Below are 24,968 nucleotides of genomic sequence, written 5' to 3'. Positions count from 1 at the left end.
CAAACTACTTGAAGATACGTGTTTCAGAGCTTCACCGTGTTTTCAATACTAGGCGCGTTAATACGGTAATGTAGGTACCTTATGAATTAACGCAACAACGTAGTGGGAACACGGTGAAACTCCCAATGGGCAAGTTTTACACACGTTTATGCTGCGTTATTGATTTTGGAAAGGGAACAACCATTAACCGCAATCCATGCCTTGCTTAAACGTGTGTAAATTCTTGCTGAAATCGAACATCTCCAGGTTGTTTGGGTATAAAACTACTTCTGACCTTCGCAATGCAAAATCAGCAAGTTCAGTTCTCTAAGGGCGACTGAGAACTTAGCAAATTCATGAGTTTGTGAGACCTTGAAGTCTGAAAGCATGTGATACCATCTTTCAAGCAATGGCTTGTTTAATGTCATCCATTCGTTAATCACACTGTCAGCATCGCAGGTATCAGTACAGGTACGTAATACTGCAGAACTTAACGCACGCTGTTGCCAATCTAGCTCTTCTCTAAATGCAGCTCGCGCAAGCGCTTGCCAATGGTTTGCAACGGGTTGAGCACTGATTTGTTCTAAGAACCAATGTAATTCAACTTTTGCACCCAATTTAAAGTAGGTTTCAGAAACTAACTCGAGAGTCTTATTCTCAAGTTGAGCGATTTGCGCAATGTCTAACGCAGAGAATAAGGTACTCATTTTTGCCACAACTTGTGCGACAGCTTTAGGTACATTCTGGTTAGTTAGCGCAGTGATTTCAGCAGAAATGGCTTTCACTTCAGCAGCAATCATATATTGGTCAACGTTGGCTTTAAGCTGTTCAAATACTGGCTTAAAGAAGGCCACTGTTTGCACAATATCCTGAGCACGATTGCGATGACGAATGAACCAGCGACAGGCACGGCGCATATTACGACGTAACTGATGCAGCATCTCACCTTGCACGTGTGCAGGAATAACGCCATTTAAGTCTGTAATTGATGTTGTTAGCTCATCAAGGCCAAACACTTCACGCGCCATAGTATAGCAAATAGCCGCTTCGGCAACTGTTGCACCGGTCTCATCTTGCATACGTTGTACAAAATTAAAGCCCATATCGTTAACTAATTCATTAGCTAAAGAGGTGGCAATAATTTCGCCACGCAGTGGATGAGCCGTCATTCTGTCAGCATATTTAGCTTGTAACTTCTTAGGGAAATAAGCCACTAACAATTTACTTAAATAGGCATCTTCAGTGATTTCTGGCGTCACTAATTGCTCTTTAAGCACCATCTTAGCGTAAGCGACTAATACAGACAGCTCTGGACGTGTCAATGCTCGGCCGTTGGCTAAACGTTCAGCTAAGTCATCATCTGTTGGTAAAAACTCGAGAGCACGGTCAAGCTTGCCGTCTTTTTCAAGGTACTGAATAAAACGAATTTGCTCTTTAAGCTGTGATACACCATGTACTTGAGTTACCGAAATAGTACGAGTTTGGTCTTTACAGTCTTGAATCACAATGTCGCTGACTTCATCTGTCATTTCTTCCAGTAAGCGGTTACGTTGTTTAACCGTTAACTCACCTTCTGCAACCAAGGTGTTCAAGAAAATCTTAATGTTCACTTCGTTGTCTGAGCAATCGACTCCACCAACGTTGTCAACAAAATCGGTGTTCATGCGGCCACCGTTAGCACAGTATTCAATACGGCCTAATTGGGTACAACCTAAGTTACCCCCTTCACCAATGATTTTCGCGCGAACTTCTTTACCATTCACACGTAATGCATCATTAGCACGGTCACCCACTTCTGCATGGGTTTCTTTGCTCGACTTAACATAAGTACCGATACCACCGTTCCAAATCAGATCTACTGGCATTTTCAGTAGTTCTTTCATCAGCTCTGTTGGGTTCATGGTGTCTTTGTCAGTAGCAAGCATCTGCTTGATTTCTGGAGTCAATTTAATTGACTTAGCAGAACGCAAGAATATTCCGCCGCCTTTAGAAATCAATTTTGCGTTGTAGTCTTCCCAGCTTGAGCGCGGTAATACAAACAATCGCTGACGTTCAGCATAGCTTTCTGGAATGTTTGGCGTCGGGTCAATAAAGATGTGCATATGGTTAAATGCGGCGACTAATTGAGTTTGCTCAGATAACAGCATCCCGTTACCAAATACGTCACCCGCCATGTCACCGATAGCCACACAGCTAAATGGTGTAGTTTGACAATCTACGCCAATTTCACGGAAGTGACGTTTAACCGATTCCCATGCACCGCGGGCAGTGATACCCATTTTCTTATGGTCATAACCGTTACTGCCACCAGATGCAAACGCATCACCTAACCAGAAGTTGTATTCAACTGCGATGGCATTGGCAATATCAGAGAAGGTTGCGGTACCTTTATCAGCTGCAACAACAAGGTATGCGTCGTCTTCATCGTGACGAACCACATCAACAGGTGGAACCACTTCACCGTTAATAATGTTGTCAGAAATATCTAACAATGCACGGATGAAGATACGGTAACACTCTTGACCTTCAGTAAAGTAAGCCTCGCGGCCACCTTCTGTCGGTAATTGTTTACAGACAAAGCCACCTTTGGCACCAACAGGCACAATAACGGTGTTTTTAACTTGTTGGGCTTTGACAAGACCTAATACTTCTGTACGGAAGTCTTCACGACGATCAGACCAACGTAAGCCACCACGCGCAACTTTACCGCCACGCAAATGCACGCCTTCAACACGAGGTGAATAAACAAATATTTCAAACTTCGGTAACGGTTTAGGCATCTCAGGAATGAGGCCTGGTGCAAACTTAAATGAAATGTAGTCTTTCGCTAAACCACCCACTGCGGTTTGGTAGAAGTTAGTCCGTAATGTCGCGTTAATTAAATCTAAGTAACGACGGATAATACGGTCATCATCTAAGCTTGAAACGTCATCGAGCTGGATATTGATTTGTTCTAGGAACTTACTCAAAGTACGTGTTTTTAACTTTGGATTGAATTTACGGATGAACATTTTCACCAGTAAATCAGCTAACTTTGGATAACGACTGAACGTTTCTTCAATGTATGACTGACTAAATGTTGCATCGATTTGACGCATATATTTAGCATATGCACGCAAAATAGAGACTTCACGACCACTAAGGCCTGTCGACAATACCATGCGGTTAAAGCCATCATCTTCAAGTTTCTTTTGCCACACCTGTAACAATGACGTTTGGAAACGGTCTTGGCTGTCAGCAAGATTCTCTGTAGCAGCACCTTGTACTGTCATTAAGAAGTCTAAAATCCAGAACGTGGCCCCGTCATTGGTTTTCACTTCATAAGGACGTTCATTAATTACGCGTAGACCAAAGTTTTCAAGCATTGGTAATACGTCTGATAGATGAATTGGTTCGTCTTTATGGAACAATTTTAAACGAACTTTGTTGTCGTTTAATGCTGACTCTTGTGGCTGATAAAACAACATACCTAATTTATGGTCGTCGTCTAATGCTTCTAAGTGCTGCATGTCGACTACGGCAGAGCTTGGCAATACGTCATCTTTATAGCTTGGCGGGAACGCATTTAAATAACGTTTCGTTAAGCCAGTACCCGCTTGCTCACCAAGGGCATTATTTAATGCCGTGTGTAATTTATCATCCCACGAGCGAGCTGCTTCGATAAGATTTTTTTCAATCGCGGCCACATCAACATCCATATCGTTATTATCAACTTTGATAATGTAATGAGTTCGAGCCAAAGTCGACTCGGAGAAATACGTGGTGAACTCAACATCTTCATTACTTTTGAAGTGTTGTGCCAAAATACGCTGTGTGTCTTGACGTAACTTAGTGTTGTAACGGTCTTTTGATACATAAACTAAGCACGATAAGAAGCGACCAAAACCGTCTTTGCGAACAAATAACTTAAGCTTATCTCGATCTTGCATTTCTAATACGCCATGGGCCATATTAGCAAGCTGATGATCTTTAGCCTGGATTAGTTCGTCACGAGGTAAATTCTCAAGAATGTTCATCAACGCTTTATAATCGTGCGAGCGCGGTGTAAGCCCTGAATTATCAAGGATACGTTGCACTTTCTCACCCAATAAAGGGATTTCACGCGGGCTGCGGTTATAAAGATTAGAAGCGTATAAACCGATAAAACGGTCTTCACCAATCACGTTGCCTTTTTTGTCAAAACGCTTAACGCCGACATAATCGACATAAGCAGGGCGATGTACCCGGCTTTTGGCTGAGCTCTTAGTCAACACTAATAACGTTTCATCTAAGGCTTCTTTACGTGCTGAGTCAGACAAGGTTGACAGTAAAAGGCCACGCTCACTGTGAGTAGCTTTAGAGCGATGCATTAAACCAAGACTTGAGTCTAAATCAGGTACAAGCTCTACATCGCCTTCAACGCGCTTTAAGTCGTAATAACGGTAGCCAAGCAAAGTAAAATGGTGATTGTTTAAATAATTTAAAAAATCAATCGACTCTTGTAACTCGGCCTTGTTGCCCGGAAATGGCCGTGAAGGCAATTGTTTAATCGTGTCAGTTAATTTATCTGTCATTAACTGCCAGTCATTGACTGAGGCTGCAACATCTGCAAGTACCGACTGTATTTCTTTTTCTATAATTTTAATGTCGGCATCGCTGTTTTGCTTATCAATCTCAATCAAAAATACCGCAACATTGCCGCTGTCTTCTGCTGCATCATTTAAAAATGACACATCGGTGACAGCATTGTTGTCGCGGATCACAGCCAATGGCGTATGTAACATCACATGAGCCGTTATGCCCATGCGGTTTAGCGCCATGGTTAATGAGTCAACCAAGAACGGCATATCAGATTGAATCACTTCAATCACAGAATGTGTTGACTGCCAGCCGTGTTTTGCTTGGCTTGGATTAAACACCCGGATATGGGTTTTATCTGGTGATGTTTTATTAAGGGCATTCCACAGGCTAACAACTGCACCATATAAATCACTGTCATTTCGCGCATTGAGATCGTCTTTTGACATATGGGCATAGAGACAATTAGCAAATTGCTCCACTTGTTTGGCTTGAGAATTAGGGATTTTTGTGTGAATTAAGTTGACTACGTTTTCAAGTAGTACAGAAGGCATTGCATCTTTCAAGGCCATGTTGCAGATTCCTTAAGCGTCTATGGCAGCGCTTTTATCATTATATGGATGCTTCGGCTTGTTGATTCGGTCGGTCCGAGTCATTTGTATTTATCACGTAAACTACTGTTTTGCGTTTTACAAAAGAAACTCATATCTGAGATCTGGTGCAAAGTTTATTACTAAATTGCTGCTATATCGAGGAAAATTTTAGTGGTACATCCTCTATAAATCCAGTCGTCAGCATAGATTAGCGTTTAAAATGACATTTAAGTCGTTTGCATAGAGTAACTATGCAAAATAAAAAAGGGAGCTAAGCTCCCTTTTTTATTTAATTACATGTTTTATTTACTTTTTTCGCCAGAACATAGCCGAAAGTGCTGGAAGAATAATAATTGCCCCTAACATATTTACTAAAAACATAAAGGTAAGCAAAATTCCCATGTCCATTTGGAATTTAAGGTCTGAAAAGAACCAAGTGCTCACACCAATAGCTAACGTTAACCCGGTAAATATCACCGCACTACCGCGCTCGACTAATGCTTCAAAGTAAGCTTGTTGTACTGGCATACCATTTGTCAGTTTATTGGACATTGTCGATAAGATATAAATACCGTAATCAACACCAATTCCGACACCAAGTGCAATAACCGGTAAAGTACTCACCGCTAGGCCAATGTCGAGTAAAGTCATTAACGCCTGGGCTAACGTTGACACTACGTACAACGGTATAATGACTGCAACTGTGGCTTTAAGTGATTTAAAGCTGATTAAACACAATACAAACACCGCGCCATAAACATACAACATCATTGGAAGCTGTGCTTCACTGACGGCTTCGTTCGTCGCCGCCATAACACCAACAGGACCCGAAGCCAGTTTAAACTGTAATGTGTCGCTATTAAGTTCTGCCGCAACCGCTTTTACTTTCTTGACCACAACTTCAATGGTTTCCGCCTTGTGATCTTTTAAGAACAAATACACAGGCATGACTGAACAATTACCGTTTAACAAACCTGAGGTTGTCGGCACCTGTCCCACAGCTTGTACCAAGCTTGCAGTAGTGCGCGGTAATATTTCCCAACGAGGATTGCCTTCGTTAAAGCCTGCATTCACCTTTTTGGCCACAGAAGCCAAACTTGCGGTAGATTCAACACCCGGAGTATTGGCAACCATCCATTCAAATTGGTCAATTTGAGTTAATACAGAGTGGTAAGTACAGGCTTCAGGTGTTGCTTCAACAATCACTGTCATCACATCGGTAGTGATAGAGAAATGGTCAGTGATGAAGAACGTGTCTAGGTTATAGCGAGAGTCTTGATGAAGTGCGGGTGCACCGCCCTGTAAATCACCAATCTTCATCTTAGTCGCTTGCTGAAAACCAATCCCGTACAACACTGCAGTTGAAATCAACACAATGACAGCATATTTCGGCGTGGCAAAGTTTGATAACCAACGCCACATATTTTCAATCTTCTGGCGCTTTTCTGGGTTTTCTTGCTTGTTAGGTAATTCAAAATATGAAATCACCAATGGCAATAAAATAAGGTTGGTTAAAATGATCACTGCCACACCTAACGAGGCAGAAATAGCAAGCTCACGAATAATGCCGATGTCAATCGCTAACAGGGTTAAAAAACCAACCGTATCGGATAAAAGCGCGACGCCACCGGGCACCAGTAAACTGCGAAATGCTGACGCTGAGGCCGCTTTTGTGCTCTGACCGTCAAGTACACGGCGACGCACAGCGTTGATCATCTGTACCCCGTGACTCACACCAATTGCAAATACCAAAAAGGGCACCAAAATCGACATGGGATCAAGGCCAAACCCAACCACAGTTAATAAGCCTAACTGCCAACAAACCGCCACTAAACTACACACTAAAGGTAAAATGGTTAACATGATGGATTTAGAAAACAGGTAAACCATTACCGCTGTGATGACGATGGCAATTAAGAAAAACAGCAGTACGCCTTTGGCGCCCTCTGCAACATCCCCAGCCATCTTGGCAAAACCGATAATATGGATTTTTATCTTATCGTTTTCAAACTTGCCTCGCAGTTCTTGTTCTAATTGGTTGGCAAACGCAATGGTATCAATGGCCTTCCCCGTTTGTGGGTCAAACTCCATCAACTGTGCAGACACCATTGCAGAAGTATAATCGTTACCGATCAGTCGACCGACAATGCCTGCTTTTTCAATGTTGTCGCGAACAATTTTCAAGCTGTAATCATCATTACGAAAATCAGCTGGGATCACCGGACCACCGGCAAAGCCGTCTTCAACCACTTCGGTGAAACGGGTAGAGGGTGAAAAAAGCGATTTAACTTGTGAACGTTCTACACCCGGAATAAAAAATAATTGATCATGCACATTTTTAAGTGCATCAAAAAATACCGGGTTGAAGATATTGCCACTCGTATCTTCAACCGCCACCATGATGCTGTTAGCACCACCAAAATCTTTTTGGTGTTTGGTGTAAGTTTGCATATACGAATGGTTAAGCGGAATATTTTTACTAAAAGCCGCATCCATTTTTAATTGGCTGGCTTGGTAACCTAAAAAAAAGGTAATAAAAATAAATGAAATAATGACCCATTTCCGATTACGGAATAAATGAGATTCGAATCCATTGACCAGTTTTTCTAACATCTTATCGGCCCTATTATTGTTGTTTTATAATCCAATCTAACCGTAAGGTTAGTTAAGCTGGAACAGTCCCTTAGAACCGGCAAACCATAACTGGCCTTTACTGTCCTTCGCAATTGCCACAATGTTTTCACCTTGGCGTCGAGTGACGATTTCAGCTTTGGTATCATCAATAGACAATACAACCCCAGCATTTCCCACAAGGTATAGTTCATTATTTGCAGTAACAAGCGCCCCATTGATTGACGATTCAACAGGTAAGTCAACTTGTTGCCACTCTGATAAACTTAAATCTGATTTGAACACATGACCACGCAGCCCCATCACGTAAATGTTGTCACCCACCTGAATGGCATTAAACATTGATCCATCATAATCAAAATCGACTTTACTAAAGGTGTGGCCATTATCTTCTGAAACGGCAACCATCCCTAATTCACCTACCAATAATAAACGTTGATCAGCTAGGCGGATCAAACGATTAAAATGCGGCAATAAGGCAGAACGTTCAGATAAATAAAGAGCCTCATCTTCAGCTTTCAGCTCATTTAAGTAAGCAATATCTTCTTCAAAGAGTAACTCTTGATGAAATTCGTCTTGCCAGGTTTTACCGCCATCAGCAGTACGGTAAAATAATCCGTAGGCCCCCACAGCAATACCGTCATTAGCCGTATAGAAACGCACATCTAAAAGGGGTTTTTCAATCTCCGTTGATTGCATTTGTAACGACCAAGTTTCACCACCGTCCTCGGTATGAATAATTGTCGCATCATGGCCAACAGCCCAGCCTTTCTTAGCATCGAAGAAAAACACTTTAGTTAGCTGAGTTAATACAGGTGTAGCAACTTGCTGCCATTGACCATTTTTAAGTAATAGCACATTACCACGTTGCCCTACGGCAACGAGATGGTCGCCCGCATTGGCAATATCAAGTAATAATGAGGATTGAGCTAAAGGCTGAATTTGAACAGTTAGTGGGTCTAATTGGGCATTGACTGAAGCAGTATATAAACATGCACTAATCCCAATCGCCACTGCACTGCGAAGCATGCTAAACGTCATACAAACTTCCTTAACAATGAAGGGGCGCTAAGCGCCCCAATTTTACGGCTAATTAACGAATACCGGCACGTCTTAACGCATCTGGGGTAAAGTTAGATTCTGAAAGTGACGCATCAAAGTTGTACATGCGGCCTTCGTTATCTAATCCCATTGCTAAGTAACGACGTGATTGTAAATCATGGAATACTTCTAACGTACTCCAATTCGTTAATGCATCATAGTAGTTAATGGTATGTGCCACACCAACACGATATAACTCATCGCGGTTGTCGTACATATCCGTTAATGATACCTGCCATGAATCTTCGTCAATATAAAATACGCGAGATTTATAGATGTGACGCATACCGTCTTTCAACGTTGCTTTCACTTCCCAAACACGATGTTTTTCATAACGTGCATATTCAGGATTGATATGACCAGGTTTTAAAATTTGGTCATACTTTAATTTGTCTGAATGCAGCTTGTAATCATTGTAAGGAATATAAACTTCTTTTTTGCCAACAAGTTCCCAGTTATAACGTGAAGGAGAACCGTTAAACATATCGAAGTCATCTGTAGTTCTTAATCCATCTGATACTGTGCCTGGCGTATCAAATGCTACATTTGGCGCTTTACGAACACGGCGTTGCCCAGTGTTGTAAGTCCATGCTTGACGAGGTAATGCCTCTTGGTCCATGGTTTCTTTTACTAGCAAAGCAGTACCCGCTAAACGAGCAGGTTGTGTAACCACTTGTTTAAAATAAAACAAGGTATTGGTTTCTTTAAGTTTATCCAACGTGATGTCTGGACGAGTATACTCAAAACGAATTTCTTCAGCATTTTCAACAAGCGTATAAGAACCGCTAGACGTTGGTGCTGCTTGGCTACGATAAGTCTCTACATCCACACCACGATAACGCAAAATATGGTTCCAAATCACTTCTAAACCCGTTGCTGGAATAGGGAAAGGGACGCCAATTGTTGCACCAGAAATACCATTACCTTGTGAAACTAATTCAGCATTAACGGCATTCTTTTTGGTTGCATCGTAAACATACTGAGGTACAGATGCACTACGATGTGTTTGATACACATTCATTTTGTACGTATCAGGATAAAGCTCAAATAGCTTATTTTGGCCTGGCGTTAAAAACTCAGCATATTGCGCTTTATTCGCGTTAGAGATGGTGAATAGTATTTTATCTTCAGGAAATGGATCAGGATGATGCATTCCTTTGGTATAACCCGCAACAGGCTTAGTAATACCACCGTCCCAAGCGGGGATTGAACCATCGGCATTCGCCGCTTTTTCAGCCCCTAAAGGAGTCAAGGTTGTGCCTAATTTGTCAGCGTCAGCTTGTGATACTTTCGCCAGCGCAGCAGGTGCACCGAGTGCCATAATCACTGCTGCCGATAATATCGTCAGTTTCTTCATTATAATTATCCTTTTAAATCGAATACTTGACGTTTAAAGAGATGTAATCTCTGTCAGTCATCGCATTTGTTGTTCCTACACCACCAAAGAAGTTGTTGTAAGAAATGTCCGCGCCCCAACGACTTTGATAATCAAAGTTTAGACCTATCGCTACTGACTTTCTGTCCTCTGTAAATAAGAACATAGGATCAGGCGTGATACCCTTAACATCATGAGAGAAAATGATGCGTGGATACATGTTTACCCCAGCAAACACGTTGTTAAAGTCAGCTTTAGCCACTAGACGGTAACCCCAAGCAAAATCTGTTGGGAATGGATTCGTTTCTGGGCCATTGTGTAACGCTTCAATAATGCCCGGCATATCTGGATTACCACCAGAACGTGCCGTACCTGGGCCACTTAAACGCAACTCATCAAACCCTGGCATGTCATGGATCCAAACACCGCCCACTTCTGCTAGCATGGTTAAGTTATCTAAACCTAATGTTGGGCCAAATAAATGAGTGAACGTCATTTGTGCCTGAGTGGTATCACGAGTGATATACCCATCAACAGTTTCTCCAGGTAAAGGAACATCCATTTGAGAAATGCCGTCTAAATCTGGACGTAAACCCGCATTTGCTAGCTGTTGAGGCATTGCAGCAAACAGTAATTCGACATCATCGATTTGTAATGGTTCGTCAACACGATGCGCAATTTCACCCGCAACAGATGTGTCACCGACTAACGTGTTAAAGCTGAAACCATATAATTGAATATCTTCAGGATAAACAATTTGTGATTTAGTGAACGTTTCCATGCTCAGCAGTAAATCGCGGTCGATGTTTCCACCACTCGCGGCTAATCGACCATAATCACGACCAATCGCTTCTGCAGTAAAGTTAGAGGCTGAACCGCTGATGATTGGACGACGGCTATGGTAGTTCATGTAGTACAAACCGAACTCAGTTTCGCCTAATTCTGGAGAGTAATAACCTAATTTAATACCATATTGGCCATCATCACTTGGATCTGCAGCATCTTGCACCAACGCAACTTTAGTTGAATATGCCGTCATGTAGGCCGCATATGCAGGGTTAAACCCTGTCGCTGCTGCCGCTTCGTATAAACGAGAATATTCAGATATTAAGAAGTCTTGATTAATATCAGGGTTAGAGTTAAACCCTAACTGTGCATTTTGACTGTAGCCACCAAAACCGGCAAAGTCATTGGTTGCAAAGTTGGACCCTGGTGTAGGAACCCAAATACCCTGCCACTCATATTGATAGAAAGCTTCAACGTTGAGGTTTTCAGTTAACCCTAAAGAAGCCCATACCATCCCTTGAGGACGAAATGCTTCTTTAAGTTCTGAACCTGGTGCATTAAGGATGTTTAAATCAACCGCGTTGATTTCAGCAATACCATGAGAGATCAGTGCACTTTCACCCCATGACACTACCTGGCTACCGACGCGAACACTTAATGGATTAGCACCGTCATTTAAATCCCAGTTACCATAAACAAACGCATCTAATAAGCGAATGTCTTTACATTGCACTTCTGATGCTTCGCTATCTTCACATGGGTCAAACTTTTGGCCCGTTAACGGGTCATTAAAATCGTAAGTGCCGTCGTTTAATTTACGGTCATAAAAATACATTCCACGAAGGAATACACCGTAATTTTCGTATTTCAGTGATAACTCATGCAGACCTTTTACAATCTCAGAGGTAGTATCACCTTTGGCATATAATAAATTACTTAAATCGTTGTTGCTCGAGTATGAACCAGACTGGTCCCAAATTTGAGCCGATGTGTATTTGGTTGAACCAAACGCACCACCAAAAGCAGAATAGCCAGACCAATCAAATTGGGGTTGGTTTACCTTGCCAATTTGACCACTCCAATCGCGGTCAGATACGCGCCAACTTGCACCTGCTGTCCATGTTGAGTCAAATGTTCCTTGAACATCACCCCAATCAAACGAAACTGCTGAGGCTGAAGTGCTCATACCCAAACATAATGCCGACACCACCCCCAAAGCGAGAGCCGACTTGTTAAATCTTTTTTTAACAATATTCATTTTAGTTCATCTCCGTAACCTGTTGGATTAGTTGTTATAGGAATTAAAACCAACATCTTGTTAGCCCACAGGCAACACCATTGTTACAGCATTTAACTATATTGAGCAAGGTCAAAAAAAAGAAAATGTTTAAGAAAATGAACGATGTCCGGTTCAATAGCATCGAAAAAAACACGCTTATATTTGAATTGAGATAATAGAAATGTTTACAAAGAATGAACCACTAATGAAAAAAGTTTATTTTCATACACTTATAAATAATCATCTTATTCACTTTACCATAACATGAATCAATCAAACGTTTGGAGTATATACTCTAAATTTTATTCAGTGATTTAAAGCTCCCATCATTATTTAACAATAATTTGAACTTACCTTGTATCCCTTGAGGGGTTAGAAATGTTCTAAAATACTTACCATTGATGTGCAACACTCTTCCATGCTGATCACGCACTTCTACTTTTTCAGCAAGCCCTTGGTAGTACGGTAAAAAAGCGTCGTAACTTACATTCAAAGAAAAGTATAATTCCATTGTTTTCTCCACAAAAAAGGAGAGCAAGCTCTCCTTTCTTATTGTCTAATCTGTCATCCGTTAATCTTAATAAGATGACAGTAAAACGACAACTATTAAGCCAACGATTTAGTGACTTTTTCGTATAAATCTTTCGATAAATCGGGCAGATTTTTGAGCTCTTGCAAACACTGCTTCATTAACTCCTGCCTTTTAACGTCAAATTTAGCAAATTGGATTAACGGAGTAATCATTCGCGAGGCAACTTGTGGGTTACTTTTATTCAATTTAACTAAGATTTTAGTTAAATAGCGGTAACCTTCGCCATCTGCACGATGGAATTGATACGTATTCGCTGCTGCAAACGCACCGATTAATGAACGCACTCTATTGGGATTAGAGAAACTAAAGCTATTGTGTTTAGTTAGCTGTTTAATGTGCTCAATCACATCATCACTATTGATAAGCGCTTGCAAGGTGAGCCATTTATCCATGACTAATGGCGTAGAGTGCCATTTCGATTCAAAGTCACTTAACAAAGCAGGCAAACAAGCTAGTTGTGCGGTGGCCGCTGCCTTTAATGCACCAAGGCAATCAGTCATATTTTGCGCTGCATAATATTGTTTTTCGACCAAGCTCTCATGCACATCAGATACCTGACACAGTAAACTTAGCGCTATATTCTTAAATGCACGAGCACCTGCATCATCGATATTAGCCAGCTCGCGATAGCGTACTAATAATTCATCTTCACATGCGGTGGCTAACTCTTCGACGACAAATTCTCTGGCTTTTGCAAGGGCGTCTAAATCAACAGTATCAACTTGTTCTATTAGCGCTGAAGCAGATGGGATAGATAAGATTTCAGCTACAAGCGCTTGATCAATATTAACATCTAAAATAATACCCCTAAATGCTTCGATAACTCGACTGTCGACGGTCATCACTTGCTGCTGTTGCAACTGGGCAATGTTAGCCCAAATCGTTTGACTGACTAATTGCACCGATGCTTCCCAACGCGCAACTTCACTTGTTGCATAGCGCATTAAATGCACTAGCTTTTCAATGGTAAAGTCATAAACTAATTTAACAGGGGCTGAGAAATCCTGTAACAAAGAAGGTGTTGGTGCAGAGCTTATTTCATCGAACACAAATGTTTGAATGGATTTAGTGACATCCAATACTTTATTAACTAACGAGTTCCCTGCACTGTCTAACAACTCAATACTAAATGGGATGTGTAACGTTTGACCTTTTACCCCTTTAGAGACAACCTGTTGAGCAACCGTTAAATGATATTCACCTTTATCAGCATCAAACTTATCGGTTACCGTCACCACAGGTGTACCCGCTTGACTATACCAACGTCTAAATAGGGTTAAGTCTTTACCGCTGGCATCTTGCATAGCATTGACAAAATCATCGCAAGTGACAGCTTGACCATCATGGCGCTCAAAATAACACTTCATTCCAGCTTGAAAGCCCTCTTCGCCTAGAATGGTGTGCATCATACGGATCACTTCAGCACCTTTGTCATATACCGTTACAGTATAAAAGTTGTTCATTTCGATGACACTTTCTGGACGAATAGGGTGCGACATTGGTCCTGCATCTTCAGCAAACTGTTGGTTTTTCATGACACGAATCGCTTGAATACGGTTCACTGCGCGTGAACCAACATCTGAACTGAATTCTTGGTCACGAAATACCGTTAAACCTTCTTTTAAGCTTAATTGAAACCAGTCGCGGCAAGTGACGCGGTTACCCGTCCAATTGTGAAAATATTCATGACCCACAACCGACTCAATACCGTGATAGTCATCATCCGTGGCACTGGCTGTGTCGGCAAGGACGTATTTAGTGTTAAACACATTCAAACCTTTATTTTCCATCGCGCCCATATTGAAGAAATCAACAGCAACAATCATATAAATGTCTAAGTCATATTCTAAGCCAAAGCGTGTTTCATCCCACTTCATCGATTTTTTTAATGATGCCATTGCATGATCAGCTTTGTGCAAATTACCTTTATCAACAAAAACTTGAAGTTTAACTTCGCGCTCTGATTGCGTAGTAAAGCTGTCATTTAATACATCAAAATCGCCCGCGACAAGGGCAAACAAGTAACTCGGTTTCGGAAATGGATCATGCCATTTAACAAAATGACGTCCAGAGCGCGGCATTTCGCCTTTGTCGACCAAATTACCGTTACTTAATAAAAAAGGAAACGCTGATTTATCGGCCTCAATACGAACGGTATAAATGGCTAGCACGTCAGGGCGATCTAAAAAGTAGGTAATGCGGCGGAAACCTTCAGCTTCACATTGAGTGCAATAAGCGCCATCAGACATGTACAAACCTTCAAGGCTTGAGTTTGCTTCAGGATCTAACAAGGTAATCACTTCTAGCTCAAACTCAGCTTGATCTGTGGTAATAAATAACTGGTTATCATGCTGGCGATAATTTGCAGCCACACCGTTCAATTTAACCGAGCTTAATGATATTTGCTCACCTTCTAATACCAACTCGTGTTGGTGATCACCATTACGGATCACTTTACTTGTCGCTGTCACTTTGGTGTTTTTGCCATCTAAAATGACATTAAGATCAACATGGGTAATGGTGAATACTGGCTTGGCATAATTTTTTAGGTGTTTTTCTTGTGCTTGGCTCATACAGGATCCTTTTCGAACAAACTCATTGATGTCGCAGTGCTTATCGTACCGTTAAACAAATATAACCAGGCAGTTACACCGTTCGTTAAATTCGGTAAAACATATCGATATTAATTTTATTAAGAAAAAACGCGCCTAAGCGCGTTTTTGTCATTACGTTGTGACTTATTTAGTACTAGCGTTAGCCAGTTTTTCTGCATCAGCCATATCTAATGTGATATATGCCGTTTCATCCAAAAATGCATCAGGTAACTTACTGTCATCCGTTGTTTCAATGTCATCAAGCGATTTAACTACTGGCAAACCTTGATGAGTACGACGAGCATTCTCACGGTCTAAAGCGCGTTTATCATCAGACTCACGTGAAGCAATACGCTCACTCTCAACCAGTGAAATCGTTTTGTCATCATGATGCTTTTTAAACTCGTTAATATCTTCATAGATATAACTAAACTCTGTATCTGTACTAATACGTGCTTTATGCTTCACGTCTAAGTTACTGATTAAGTTTGGTGTAATATTACCTAGTGTGCTGTATTGCGCTACGGGTACTTTGTCCCATGGCAATGCATTTTTCTCTTCAGACTCACCATATTCACCTGGCTCTAGAGCACTAGGGAAACGAACGTCTGGCGTTACACCTTTTAACTGAGTACTGCCGCCATTAATACGGTAAAATTTAGCGATGGTATACTGTACATGGCCGATTGGCTTTTCGTACATATCATAAATTCTGCCTAAGCTTTTGTGCTGCTGGACTGTGCCTTTACCAAACGTTGACTCCCCTACAATAAGGGCTCTATCGTAATCTTGTAACGCCGCAGCAAAAATTTCAGAGGCTGAAGCACTGTAACGATCAACCATCACAGTCAACGGGCCGTTATATGCACTCTTACCATCGTTATCTCGGTTTTGATTGACACCGCCATTAGCATCACGGATCTGAACAACCGGCCCCATATCAATGAATAAACCGGTTAATAACGTGGCCTCAGTGAGGGCTCCACCGCCATTACCACGAAGGTCAATAATGATGCCTTCAACGTTGTCTTGTTCAAGTTTGGTAATTTCTTTGGCAACATCTTGCGATAAATTCATGTAAAAACCAGGAATTTGGATCACACCGACCTTGCGATTGGCATATTGGCCGTCTTTTGGTTCAACCACTTTAGAGGTTGCCGCTCGATCTTCTAAACGTATTTTGTCGCGTGTAATGGTGACTTCAAAAGGTTTAGCATTTGCGCCACCCTTTTTAGGTAAAATCTGTAATACAACTTCACTGCCCTTTGGGCCTTTAATCAAGTCGACTACATCATCTAAACGCCAGCCAATAACATCAACAATATCTTTATCTTTTTGACCGACACCGACAATTTTATCTTCAGGAGATAATTTTTCACTGTTTGCTGCAGGGCCGCCAGCGACAAGACTTTTGATGACGGTGTAGTCGTCATCCATTTGCAGCACTGCACCGATACCTTCAAGGCTTAAGTTCATTTCCATTTGGAAACGTTCAGCATTGCGAGGCGATAAATAGCTGGTGTGGGGTTCAACACTGCGAGCAAACGCATTCATCACACTTTGAAACACGTCTTCGCTTTGTGTTTGGCTTAAGCGTTTAATCGCATTGTTGTAGCGTTTTTCTAACACTTCAACAATTTCAGGCCATGTTTTACCGGTTAACTTTAGATTTAACGCATCGTACTTAACGCGTTGACGCCATAATTCATTAACTTCAGCGTCATCTTTTGGCCAAGCCGCTTCTTCGCGATCAAACTCATAGGCATCGCCTGCTTTGGTAAAATCAAACTCTTTATCTAAAAGTGTTAATGCATAAGCGAAACGTTCATAACGACGTTTTTGCACCAAATCATACATGGTGAATGCAGGGCTTATATCACCCGAAGCCACCATATTATCAAATTGATTTTTGTATTGGTCAAAACTAGCGATATCTTCTGCTGTGAGCACATTACGACGATAGTCAAGTTGCTCGAGAAAACGTCCGTAAATTTGTTCAGAAAAAGCATCGTCAAGATTAAAACGATGGTAGTGCGAGCGAGTAAATAAAGTCGTTACTCGCTTGCTAGCCACTTTGTGTTGTGGCTCTTGTGCTAGCTTGGGTAACTCGCTGATTTGAATCGTTGGTGATATTGCCCACGCCGAAAAGCCGACAAATAAGCTGGCAATCGACACGGCCAAGGTAAGTTTTCGCATCAACAAGTACTCCTTAAATTTCTATAATAGTATGTGCTCTACACGTACTTTGATGGTCAAGCCAGTGTCTAACTGAACATGCACATCTTCTTTGTTAATATCAGTTACTACACCAGGAACCGGTGTCGCGCCTAACTTAACATTCACTCGTTGCTTTTGTTTTAACTCTTCAAGCTTTGCAGGCTCAAGTTTAACAACAGGCGCAGCGACAGGTGCTGGACGTTCTTTTTTCACTGGAGCACGTTTAGGTGCGGCTTTCTTCACTGGCTTCTTTGGGGCATTTTTAGGTGCTTGAGCTTGACGCTTAGCTTTAGCCTTTTCTTGGCTTTCTTTTAGCGTCGCCTGAGCATGGTCAATATGCTCTTGCTCTAACTCACCACATTCACTGCCATCTAAATCGATACGCTTTGCACCGGTTTTAACACCTTTTAGGTAGCGCCAGCTACTTGTGTAACGACGAAGAGCAACACGTAATTGTGTTTTACTGACTTTAGAATCATCAGCTAACCGTTCAGCCAAATCTTGAAACAAACCAATCTTTAATGGCTTAGTTTCACCTTCAGCAATAAAGCATAAAGGAAAGGTTTCATATAAATACGCTAAAATTGCGTTGGTGTCGGTCAACTTGTCTGTTGATTCCATTTTTACTTCCACGTTAATAAAGGGACTGGTTCAGCGGCATTAATTGCCATGCAGTCGTTCATCTTTCGCCAAGCTTCATCGTTAAAGCTCAACGTACAAATTATCACTATCCGCCTGTTTGCTAAAGTCATTGAAACAAACCTTAACAATTTAACCGAATTGACTATCAGCTTAAATCATCGCTAACAATGAAATCCAGTACAAATGCGTGCAGCTGCGTATTATAAAGCCCGCCGCAGCGAATGCGACCATGATTTAGTCTTATTTGTTCGCTATTTGAGCAAATAGGCAAGATTCGAAACTTTTTACCATCATTTCTAGGCCAATTTGATCATCTTCATCGAAACGATTCAATAATGGGCTGTCGATGTCTAGAACGGCCACAACCTCTTCGCCGCGGCGAACCGGGATGACAATTTCTGAATTACTCGCCGAATCGCACGCAATATGACCATCAAATTGATGCACATCTGCAACACGCTGGGTTTCATTTAAAGCCGCTGCGGTTCCGCATACGCCCTTACCCATCGCAATTCGAGTACAAGCCACTTTACCTTGAAACGGGCCTAATACTAATTGGTCAGCACGCTTAATGTAAAATCCCGCCCAATTAAGGTCTGTTAAATTATCATTAAGTAATGCTGAAAAGTTAGCCATGCCCGCAATTAAATCGTCTTCGCCTTCTAACAATGCTTGGGCTTGGCGGTTTAATGTTTGGTAAAATTCGGTTTTCATTCTTGTTCCTTAACTCTGGCGCTCATGCTCACTATGGGCATTAACGTCGTTATTCCGCTGATGTATTTTTTGCAGACGCTTTTTTTACTTTTGCTGCAGGAGGGGTTTTAACCTGTACTGTGCCTTTTAGCAAGTTAGAAAGCTCATCTTTATTGTTTGCTAGATAAAATGCGAGTTGTTCGCACTTATTTTCATCAAGCCCTAAATCTGCTTGCGTTAAAAAAGGAAGTAGGTTATCGGCAATATCAAGCATCTTATCGTAGGCGTCAGCCTCCTTTTTCGATGTGAATGTCATCTTTTCCACCCCTTCTCTGACCACGACAAATTGGGTAATCACTGCCATGATATTATCCTCACTGTTTTTATATACAGTACATAGAATCTCATACTATTAACTTATGATGCAAGTGTTCTGATTATTCTGATATTATCAGGCAATGCAGATAGATTGTGTGCTGTATTTTATCAGCCGTCATTTGAGTCAAAAAGATGACCTAGCAAGTGTTTGCTTCATTTATAACACCGTGTATGACTATGGATTAAAAACTTTTGATGCATGAACTAGATGACCACGATTCCATCATCTTATGCCGGTCTTGTGATCTGGCAGTCACAAAGCGTGCATTGCCTTCAAGTGCAAGGGCTATTTGCCCGCGTTGCGATACGGTATTATATGACTCACCTTATTGCTCTATTAATGGCATGCTAGCTTTATGCCTTGCTGCATTGTTTATCTTTATCCCCGCGAATTTATTACCAGTATTGGAAATTCACTTTTTAGGCAGTATCCGCACCACCACAGTAATAGAAGCCGCCATTGCCGTATGGACACAAGGATATTGGGTGGTGGGATTAGCCGTATTAGTCGCCGCTGTGATTGCGCCTGCAGTGTTAATTTTATCAATTTTAACGCAAGTTATTATCGTAAAGTTAAAACTACAGCGATCTTTTTGGCAACGCATTTATACTACATTACTCAAAAATCAGGGGTTAATTGCACAAATGACCATGCTTGAAATTTATGTCATCAGTTTTTTAGTGTCAGCATTTCAATTATCCGATTTTTCAGATGTGTATTTTGGTATGGGCACGTTTAGCTTTACCATGTTATTTGTCATTATTTTATTTTTACAACGAGAATATAATCTTGAACACATGTGGAGTTATGTCGATGAACATTGATCAATCATCAACATCTGAGCAGCCCGTTGAGGTCGTTACACAGCAGGGGGTAACTGCACCTACACATCTACAAGGTAATCAGTTAGGGTTATGTTTATGCTCCGTGTGTAAAAAGCTCAATGTCACGAGCAATAGCCATTGCCGTCGCTGTTTTAGTCCGTTATCGACACGTAATTACGCCAGCGTACAACAAAGTTGGGCGTTGCTTGTTACCGCCACTATTTTATTAGTGCTAGCCAATATCTACCCTATTACGCTGTTAACAAACCGTGGAGTTGTGACCAATGACACCATCTTTAGCGGCATAAGCCATCTCGTCCAAACAGGCATGTTTCCGATTGCTATTATTGTGTTTACGGCCAGTATTTTAGTGCCCTGGTTAAAAATATTTGGCCTGGCGACATACTTAGCCGCTATTAGCTTTAACTTACCTATTTCAAAAAGAAAATTAATGGTTGGTTTTCATATTATTGAATGGATTGGCCGTTGGTCGATGCTCGACTTATTTGTTATTTCATTAACCGTTGCACTCGTTAATATGGGGCAATTACTTGATGCTAAACCTGCGCCTGCAGCGACGGCTTTTGCGTTAGTTATTTTACTAACACAACTGGCCGCTAAAGTGCTTGATACTCGTTTACTCTGGGACCGCTTGGAAAAAAAACATGACACAAATTGAATCACCTAAAGTTGTGAAGAAAAAATTATTCTCGCCAATCTGGTTATTGCCCGTGGTCGCGTTAATTTTAGGCGCCTGGCTTGGCGTTAAAAGCATCAAAGAGTCTGGCATTGAAATTGTAATCCATTTCCCGAGTGCAGCAGGCATCGACATTGGTAAAACCTTAGTGAAATACCAAGGGTTAACTGTGGGTAAAGTGTCTGATATCGGGATCGATGACGATTTGAAAGGTGTTAACGTTAAAGTTGTGATGGACTACCGTGCTGATCCATTTTTAAATCAAAATACTTTGTTTTGGCTTGTAAAACCTAAAGCAAGCATTACCGGTGTTGAAGGCTTAGATACCTTATTTTCAGGTAATTATATTGCTATTCAACCTGGTGATGGCCGCTCGGCTACAGAGTTTGAAGCTCAGCGCGAAGCGCCGGCAATTTTACCGGGTAGCGAAGGTATTATGATTGAGCTAAAAGCCCCAAAACTCGGCTCTATTGATGTGGGTTCACCGGTGTTCTTCCGCCAAGTGCCTGTGGGTAGTGTGGTCAGTTACCGCCTTGACGGTAATAAACAAATTATCATTAGTGCATTTGTACAAGAGCAATACACTCACTTAGTGCACAAAGACTCCCGCTTTTGGAATGTGTCTGGATTAAAGATTGATGCATCACTGGCAGGCATTAAAGTTAACACTGAGAGTATTGCTTCCATTTTAGCCGGTGGTATCAGTTTCGACAGTGGCTCAGAAACAATTAAGGCGAAGAACGGCGATACTTACCCATTATTTCAAGATGAACAAACCGCTATAGGTGGTGTTATGTTCACACTATTGACTGCTGATGCTGAAGATATTAGCGAAGGGACTGCCATCGTATACCGGGGCATCACTGTCGGTAATGTTGACAAAAAACAACTGACAAAAAACGGAGTAGAATTATCCGTTCGTGTTGATCATCACTATAAAGAACTCATTACCCCTGATAGCCGTTTTTGGTTAAGCGGAGCTGAGCTGTCGCTTAAAGGCATGAAAAATGTTGGCCGATTAATCACGGGGAGTGTCATTAGTGTATTACCGGGTACTCAACCGCAAACAGAAACAATGCAATTCACCCTTGCCTCACAAGCCCCTGACCTACTCAGTGCTGATAAACTGGCTTTAACTGTCGTGGCTTCCACTCACACAGGGGTGAGCAATGGCGCGCAAATACGTTATAAGCAATTGCCCATCGGCCAAGTGGTTAGCGTTAACTTAAGTGATGACTTTACAAGCGTTGAATATCAAATCGAGATTCTGCCTGAATTTAAGAATCTCGTCACTCAAGGCAGCTTTTTTGTGCCAGAAAGTGCATTGGCCATCAATGCCTCCCTTGATGGAGTTAATGTAACGACGCGAGACTTAACCACTATGTTAGAAGGCGCTATTAGCCTTGTTCCTGCTAAAAGTAAGGCTTTGGTTGAAGCAAACAGCACCTTAGCGTTACATGAGTCTTTAGCAACCGCGCAATCTTTATACGCGCAACAACAAATGACCCAGTTAACCTTAAACAGTATTGATGGTGCTGATTTAGTGGAAGGCTCGCCTATTTATTACAAAAAGATGCAAATTGGGGCCGTTGCTAAAATCAATTGGCAGGCTAAAACAGATAAATTCAATATCGATATTAACATCGACAAAAAGTTTGCACCGCTAATCAAAGCCAATACGGTGTTTTGGCGAAACAATGCCGTATCCATCAATGCAAGTCTTGCTGGTGTGAATATAGATGTAGCGCCACTTAAAGGTGCTATTAATGGCGGTATAACCCTTGGGCATTTAGACGGTAATACTGCAAGCGAAACCAAGACGAATTTACGCTTATACGATAACCAGTCTTTAGCGTTAATGCAGGCCAAAGTGATTGACCTCACCTTACCTGTCAGCGCGAAAGTGACACCCAAAGCGGCGATACGATACCAAGGCCATCAAATAGGTGAAATATCACACGTTAAACTTGACCCAAGCTTAACAATACTTAATGCCAAAGCTTATCTTTATGGTGATTATGCGGCTCATTTTAGTCGCGTAGACAGTGAGTTTTTTATTGTAGAGCCGCAAATATCACTTGCGGGTATCAACGCACCTGAAACCCTACTCACTGGTCCTTATATCGGGGTAATCCCAGGAAAAGAAACGTTAACCACTGATGTATTCACGGCTAAAAACCATGCTCGCTTAGATGCAAACGTACCAACTGATGCTGTGAGATTTCAGCTAGTCGATACGCAATTAGGTTCAATTAAAGTGGGCACACCTCTGTTTTTCCGTGGCATTAATGTCGGGCAGATTGATGGATATCAATTAGCGGATAGCGGTGTTGATATTACGTTATTTGCACATGTGAACGCCCAATACGCTCATCTTGTCAATAAAAGCAGTCAATTTTGGGATGCCTCTGGGATCAAATTAGATGTTGGCTTATTTTCGGGTGCACAACTAGAAACTCAATCACTTGAAACGATTCTAGCTGGCGGGATAGCCATTGCGACACGAGATGTCACTACTGATTCAAACACCTTGTCTGTCAATGACCGTATCCTCTTGCAACATAACATGCTTGAAGAATGGGCCGAGTGGCAACCGACGCAAACCAAATGATAAGTTTAGTTTGATATAAATGACAAAAAGGCCGATATCACTATCGGCCTTTTTATTTAATCGTTATTAGTAATTTAATCATTATTACTTATTAGCAATTTGTAAATTACTTACTATCGCGTTAATTAACCATAAAACCAATAACACACACCGATTGCCGCACTAATACCGGCCATATCCGCAGCAAGGCCACAACTGAGCGCATGACGTCCATTACGAATACCGGCAGAACCAAAGTATACCGCTAACACATAAAATGTGGTTTCCGTGCTTCCTTGTAAAATGGCCGCCAAACGCCCCGCAAAAGAATCAACGCCATGATGGTCCATGGTTTCTAACATCATTGCCCGCGCACCAGAACCACTAAACGGTTTCATAAACGCGGTGGGCATAGCATCAATAAAGCGTGTATCCCAGCCTAAACCACTCACCACGGATGCTAACATCTGTAGCGCATAATCTAATGCGCCAGAAGCCCTCAATACGCCAATGGCCAGTAACATTGCGATAAGGTATGGAATTAAGGTTATCGCCTGATTAAAGCCTTGTTTTGCTCCCTCGACAAACTCATCGTAAACGGCAATTTTTCGATAACCCGCCGCAAGGATAAAACTGAATATCAAGATGAGCAAAATACCATTGCCAAGCACCATCGACATTTGACCTATGGCATCTGCAGACAAGGTCACTAAATAAGCGATACCAGCCATTAATGAGCCGATAATAAGCCCTGCATACGCTAAAATAACACTGTTAAACAGTGAGATTTTTTGCACAATGGCAACGACTAATAATCCCACTATTGTTGATGCACTCGTTGCCAATAGGATTGGTAAAAACACATCTGCAGGGTTGGCCGCCCCTTGCTGGGCACGATATAAAAAAACGGTAACAGGTACCAATGTCACCGAAGACGTATTTAACACCAAAAACAAAATCTGCGCATTTGTCGCGACCGTTTTAACCGGATTTAAACTCTGTAAATCGTGCATCGCTTTTAAGCCTAAAGGCGTTGCTGCGTTGTCTAATCCTAAAATATTCGCAGTTAAATTCATGCTAATACTGCCATACGCCACGTGGCCACGAGGCACTTCTGGCATGAGTTTAGACAGCAATGGCTCAAATACACGTGCAAATAGCCCGACGACTCCGGCCTTTTCGCCAACCTGCATTAAGCCCATCCATAAAGCCAATACCCCAATTAACCCGAGTGAAATATCGGCAGCAAGCTTAGCGCTGGCAAATAATGCCGTAACCGACTCACTTAACACCTCAGTGTTGCCACCAATCAATTGAATAACAATTGAAAGTGCTGCGACAATAAAAAATAAAAGCCAAACCCTATTTAGCACACATAACTCCATGACTCAGTGGTGAGTTTTTGTTTAATATACAGTAATCATTGCGAAACGGGGGCA

The 24,968-nt window shown here is 41.7% G+C and carries 15 protein-coding genes; 3 read left to right on the top strand and 12 right to left on the bottom strand.

Annotation, left to right across the window (positions count from 1 at the left end; all coding sequences use genetic code 11):
- Positions 1-263: 263 nt before the first annotated feature.
- The 11 genes from ACROAE_RS06545 to ACROAE_RS06495 all read right to left on the bottom strand — a co-directional run bounded on the left by ACROAE_RS06545 (position 264) and on the right by ACROAE_RS06495 (position 19,403).
- Entirely contained in the window at positions 264-5,108 is a 4,845-nt protein-coding gene (locus ACROAE_RS06545; RefSeq protein WP_432400188.1) for an NAD-glutamate dehydrogenase, read from the bottom strand.
- A gap of 327 nt (positions 5,109-5,435) precedes the next feature.
- The gene (locus ACROAE_RS06540; protein ID WP_432400187.1) at positions 5,436-7,742 is read right to left on the bottom strand and encodes an efflux RND transporter permease subunit; all 2,307 of its coding nucleotides are present in this window, start codon (positions 7,740-7,742) and stop codon (positions 5,436-5,438) included.
- Between the two features lie 48 nt (positions 7,743-7,790).
- Positions 7,791-8,801: a WD40/YVTN/BNR-like repeat-containing protein gene (locus ACROAE_RS06535; RefSeq protein WP_432400186.1), complete on the bottom strand. Its 1,011-nt coding sequence runs from the start codon at positions 8,799-8,801 to the stop codon at positions 7,791-7,793.
- A 52-nt stretch (positions 8,802-8,853) separates the two neighbouring features.
- Entirely contained in the window at positions 8,854-10,218 is a 1,365-nt protein-coding gene (locus ACROAE_RS06530; protein ID WP_432400185.1) for a DUF1329 domain-containing protein, read from the bottom strand.
- 13 nt (positions 10,219-10,231) lie between these two features.
- On the bottom strand, positions 10,232-12,280 hold the full coding sequence (locus tag ACROAE_RS06525; RefSeq protein ID WP_432400184.1) for a DUF1302 domain-containing protein: 2,049 nt from the start codon (positions 12,278-12,280) through the stop codon (positions 10,232-10,234).
- Between the two features lie 316 nt (positions 12,281-12,596).
- Complete coding sequence (locus ACROAE_RS06520) at positions 12,597-12,812, bottom strand: DUF2835 domain-containing protein (RefSeq protein ID WP_432400183.1); 216 nt, start codon at positions 12,810-12,812, stop codon at positions 12,597-12,599.
- A 95-nt stretch (positions 12,813-12,907) separates the two neighbouring features.
- Positions 12,908-15,466 (bottom strand): aminopeptidase N, encoded by a 2,559-nt coding sequence (gene pepN / locus ACROAE_RS06515; RefSeq protein ID WP_432400182.1) that lies wholly within the window; start codon positions 15,464-15,466, stop codon positions 12,908-12,910.
- A gap of 165 nt (positions 15,467-15,631) precedes the next feature.
- On the bottom strand, positions 15,632-17,683 hold the full coding sequence (gene prc, locus ACROAE_RS06510; protein WP_432400181.1) for a carboxy terminal-processing peptidase: 2,052 nt from the start codon (positions 17,681-17,683) through the stop codon (positions 15,632-15,634).
- Positions 17,684-17,704: 21 nt separating this feature from the next.
- Positions 17,705-18,325 carry an RNA chaperone ProQ gene (proQ, locus tag ACROAE_RS06505; protein ID WP_432400180.1) on the bottom strand — a complete coding sequence of 207 codons (621 nt, stop codon included), beginning with the start codon at positions 18,323-18,325 and terminating at the stop codon, positions 17,705-17,707.
- Between the two features lie 261 nt (positions 18,326-18,586).
- On the bottom strand, positions 18,587-19,060 hold the full coding sequence (locus ACROAE_RS06500; protein ID WP_432400179.1) for a GAF domain-containing protein: 474 nt from the start codon (positions 19,058-19,060) through the stop codon (positions 18,587-18,589).
- Between the two features lie 49 nt (positions 19,061-19,109).
- The gene (locus ACROAE_RS06495; protein ID WP_432400178.1) at positions 19,110-19,403 is read right to left on the bottom strand and encodes a YebG family protein; all 294 of its coding nucleotides are present in this window, start codon (positions 19,401-19,403) and stop codon (positions 19,110-19,112) included.
- Between the two features lie 209 nt (positions 19,404-19,612).
- Here ACROAE_RS06495 and ACROAE_RS06490 point away from each other — a divergent pair, with 209 nt between their 5' ends.
- The 3 genes from ACROAE_RS06490 to ACROAE_RS06480 are packed head-to-tail and all read left to right on the top strand — an operon-like array spanning position 19,613 to position 23,550.
- Positions 19,613-20,242, top strand: a complete 630-nt coding sequence (locus ACROAE_RS06490; protein ID WP_432400177.1) for a paraquat-inducible protein A — start codon at positions 19,613-19,615, stop codon at positions 20,240-20,242.
- Complete coding sequence (locus ACROAE_RS06485; RefSeq protein WP_432400176.1) at positions 20,232-20,921, top strand: paraquat-inducible protein A; 690 nt, start codon at positions 20,232-20,234, stop codon at positions 20,919-20,921. The genes ACROAE_RS06490 and ACROAE_RS06485 overlap by 11 nt, the downstream gene beginning before the upstream one ends.
- Entirely contained in the window at positions 20,908-23,550 is a 2,643-nt protein-coding gene (locus ACROAE_RS06480; RefSeq protein ID WP_432400175.1) for an MlaD family protein, read from the top strand. Before ACROAE_RS06485 ends, ACROAE_RS06480 begins: the two co-directional genes overlap by 14 nt.
- A 125-nt stretch (positions 23,551-23,675) precedes the next feature.
- On the opposite strand, the gene ACROAE_RS06475 is transcribed toward ACROAE_RS06480, so the two are convergent.
- Positions 23,676-24,902, bottom strand: a complete 1,227-nt coding sequence (locus ACROAE_RS06475; protein ID WP_432400174.1) for a nucleoside recognition domain-containing protein — start codon at positions 24,900-24,902, stop codon at positions 23,676-23,678.
- Positions 24,903-24,968 lie beyond the last annotated feature (66 nt).

It is taken from the genome of Shewanella sp. MF05960 (assembly GCF_050849305.1).
Lineage (GTDB): Bacteria > Pseudomonadota > Gammaproteobacteria > Enterobacterales > Shewanellaceae > Shewanella.
Note: the sequence above shows the minus strand (reverse complement) of the source record. Positions and strands in the feature narration are given on the sequence as shown.